Annotated in this window: 2 protein-coding genes; one reads left to right on the forward strand and one right to left on the reverse strand. The window is 76.5% G+C overall.

The window, feature by feature from the left end:
- A partial coding sequence (locus C1J00_RS40945) for a PfkB family carbohydrate kinase (RefSeq protein WP_245936712.1) occupies window positions 1-1,299 on the forward strand: 1,299 nt, incomplete at its 5' end.
- Between the two features lie 240 nt (window positions 1,300-1,539).
- On the opposite strand, the gene C1J00_RS40950 is transcribed toward C1J00_RS40945, so the two are convergent.
- Window positions 1,540-2,784: an MFS transporter gene (locus C1J00_RS40950; RefSeq protein ID WP_102913909.1), complete on the reverse strand. Its 1,245-nt coding sequence runs from the start codon at window positions 2,782-2,784 to the stop codon at window positions 1,540-1,542.
- Window positions 2,785-3,186 lie beyond the last annotated feature (402 nt).

Below are 3,186 nucleotides of genomic sequence, written 5' to 3' on the forward strand. Positions count from 1 at the left end.
GTCGTCGACGTCACCGGCGACCACAGCCACCCCGGCGGAGCCGGCCTGGCCGCCGCCCTCGCCGCCCGCGGAGGCCGGGACGTGGTCCTGGTGACCGCGCTCGGCGACGACGAGGCCAGCGAGGCGGTACGGCGCGGCCTGCGCGGCCGGGTCCGGCTGCTGGAGATCCCGCTGGAGGGCACCCTGCCGGTCAAGACCCGCGTCCTCGCGGGCGGGCGGCCGCTGGTCCGCATCGACCGGGGCGGCGGCACCCCCGGTGAACCCGGTGACGCGGTCCGTGACGCCCTGGCCGGCGCGCACGCCGTCCTGGTCGCCGACTACGGCCGGCACACCGCCGGGGCCCTGCGTCCGCTCCTGGAGGACGCCGCCCGCCGCACGCCCCTGGTGTGGGATCCGCACCCCAACGGCGATCCGCCCGTGCCCGGAGCCCGCCTCGTCACCCCCAACGCGGCCGAGGCACAGGCTCTGCACCCCGGCTCCGGGGAGACCACGCTGGGCGCGTTCGCCGAGAGAGGGGCCCGTCTCGCCGAGCGCTGGCGGGCCGCCGGTGTCGCCGTCACCCTCGGCGAACGCGGGGTGCTGCTGGTCCGGCCGGGCACCGGCACCCCGATGCTCGTCCCCGTGCCCTACCGGGCCGCCGGGGACCCCTGTGGCGCGGGCGACTGTTTCGCCGCCACGACGGCGGCGGCCCTCGCCGACGGCCTGCTTCCCGAGGAGGCGCTGCAACGGGCCGTCGCCGAGGCGGCCGCGTTCGTCGCGGCGGGAGGCGCGGGCAACCCCGGCCTGTGGCGGACCGAACCCGCGGCGGGGCCCGCCGTCGAGTCCGCGCACGACGCGTTCGGCCTCGCCGAACTGGTCCGGTCCCGGGGCGGCACCGTCGTCGCCACCGGGGGCTGCTTCGACCTGGTGCACGCCGGTCACGTCGGCCTGCTGGAGAGCGCCCGGCGCATCGGCGACTGCCTCATCGTGTGCCTGAACTCCGACGCGTCCGTCGCCCGCCGCAAGGGCCCGGGCCGCCCGCTCAACCCGGCGGCGGACCGTGCCCGCGTGCTGGCCGCGCTCGGCAGCGTCGACGCCGTCGCGGTCTTCGACGAGGACACGCCCGAGGCGGTACTGGGCCGGCTGCGACCGGACGTCTGGGTCAAGGGCGGCGACTACTCCGTCCAGGACCTGCCCGAGGCGGAGGTGCTCCGCACCTGGGGCGGCCAGGCCGTGGTCCTGCCCTACCTCGACGGCCGCTCCACGACCCTGCTGGCCCGCCGGGCGGCGGTGGCGGCGGGGGCTGCGCCACGGCCCTAGGCGTCAGGGCGGCCGACTGCCGGTGTCCGCCGTGCGGCGTGCGGCGTGCGGCGTGTCGGGGGCCGGCCAGGCGCGGGCCCGGGGCGGTGTCCGTGGACTGCCGGCGCCAGGCTCAGGGCGTCGAGGTGCAGGTGGCGGGCGTGCGGCGCGATGCCACGCGCCGCACAGCGCACACCCGTCCCGGGGCCGGCCCCAGGGGCCCGTGCGGCGCGCCCGTAGGCCTCCCTCGTGCAGTGCCGCTCAGGCAGCCGGGCTCAGGGCCGGCCGGCCCGGCATCTCGTGAGCGTCCTTGCGGAGGGGCACCGGCGCCGCCGCGATGCGGCGCCGGTGCAGCAGGGAGCCCGCCCCGATCGCGCAGGCGATGAGAAGCCCGCCGGTGACGAGGGCGCCCCGGGGCCCGGCCAGTTCCATGAGGAGGCCCAGTGCGGGCGGGCCGCCCAGGCCCCACACCGTGCCGACGCTGCCCCACACACCCAGCACCCGTCCCCGCAGGTGGGCAGGCGGGTCGGTCTGCAGGACGGCCGTACCGGCGGTGTCGGAGACGGACTCCACCACGGCCATGGGCAGTACCAGCACGATCAGCACCGCCAGCGACGGCGACAGCCCCGCCACCACCTGCAGCAGTGCCCCCGCGGCCGCCAGCGCGCCCACGAGCCGCACCGACGGCCGGCGCAGCCGGGCGCCCAGCACCGCTCCGAGGATGCCGCCGGCGGCGAGCACGGTCGACACCGTGCCGAACGAACCCGCTCCTCCCGCGAGCGGCCCGGTGACCAGCACGGCCAGCGTGAGCGCGTAGTTGCGGCCGAACACCGCGCTGATCCCGGTCACGCCCGCCAGCGCGACCAGGCGCGGCCTCCGCAGGAAGTAGGCCAGCCCCTCGCGCACGGACAGCTCCGAGCCGGTGCCCCCGGGCTCCCGGCCGGTCTGCCGCACCGCTCCCGCGGCGGGGCGCAGGAACGGGATGACCGAGGCCACGAACAGGAACGACAGCCCGTTCGCGAAGTATGCGACGGACGTGCCGAGGAACCCGACCGCCACACCGGCCAGGGCCGCTCCCGCCAAGCGGCCCGCCTGGTGCACCAGCGCCCCGACGCCGATGGCCGAGGGCACGTCCTGCACGGGCACGAGGTCGTTGCCCAGCAGCGCGCACGCCGGATTGTCGACGGTCGCGACGACACCCGTGACAGCGGCCAGCACCATCAGCGAGGTCATGTCGATCCGGTTCAGCGCCACGAGGACGGCCGTGGTGAACGCGATCGCGCCGAGCAGCGCCTGGCTCACGGCCGCCGTCAGCTTGCGGGGCCACCGGTCGACGGCGGCCCCGCCCAGCACGCTGATCAGCAGCGCGGGAGCGGCCTGCACGGACATGGAAAGACCCGTCGCGGCGGCTGACCCGGTGATCTCCAGGACCAGCAGGTTCTGCACGGTGAGCTGCATCCACGTACCGGCGTTCGACACGAAGTTCGCGACGGACCACCAGCGCATGCTGCGGTACCGCAGCGACCGCCAGGGCGAGCGGGAGGCGTTCAGGGCAGGGGAGGGTGAGGAAGCCACAGTGCGGTACTCGAAGACGAGTCGGAGGACTCAGCAGAAGGGGACGAGGGGCGGGGCACACCGGCCGCGCTGCGCGGTGGTTCCCCTCGACGGGTACGGCGCCGACCATCGTGGCAGAGGGGACCGGAGAAGCGGTTCCACCGCACCTTGATCCGCCCTTCCGTGCGTGCCAAACCCCCTGCCGCACTGGGGCGTTGAGCCCACAGTGTGGTTACTCACACGCACACGGAAGCGGGGCCCGTCGCCTCGGCGACGGGCCCCGCACAGACGGTGACCGCCCTACTCGAACTTGCCGCGGCCGCTCAGCGCGTCCCGCAGCCGGTCCACCATGCC

Source organism: Streptomyces cahuitamycinicus (assembly GCF_002891435.1).
Taxonomy (GTDB): domain Bacteria; phylum Actinomycetota; class Actinomycetes; order Streptomycetales; family Streptomycetaceae; genus Streptomyces; species Streptomyces cahuitamycinicus.

Bases quoted from the DNA above. Each gene is read 5' to 3' on its own strand.
- C1J00_RS40950 (WP_102913909.1), bottom strand. From the start codon at position 2,784: ATGCGCTGGTGGTCCGTCGCGAACTTCGTGTCGAACGCCGGTACGTGG.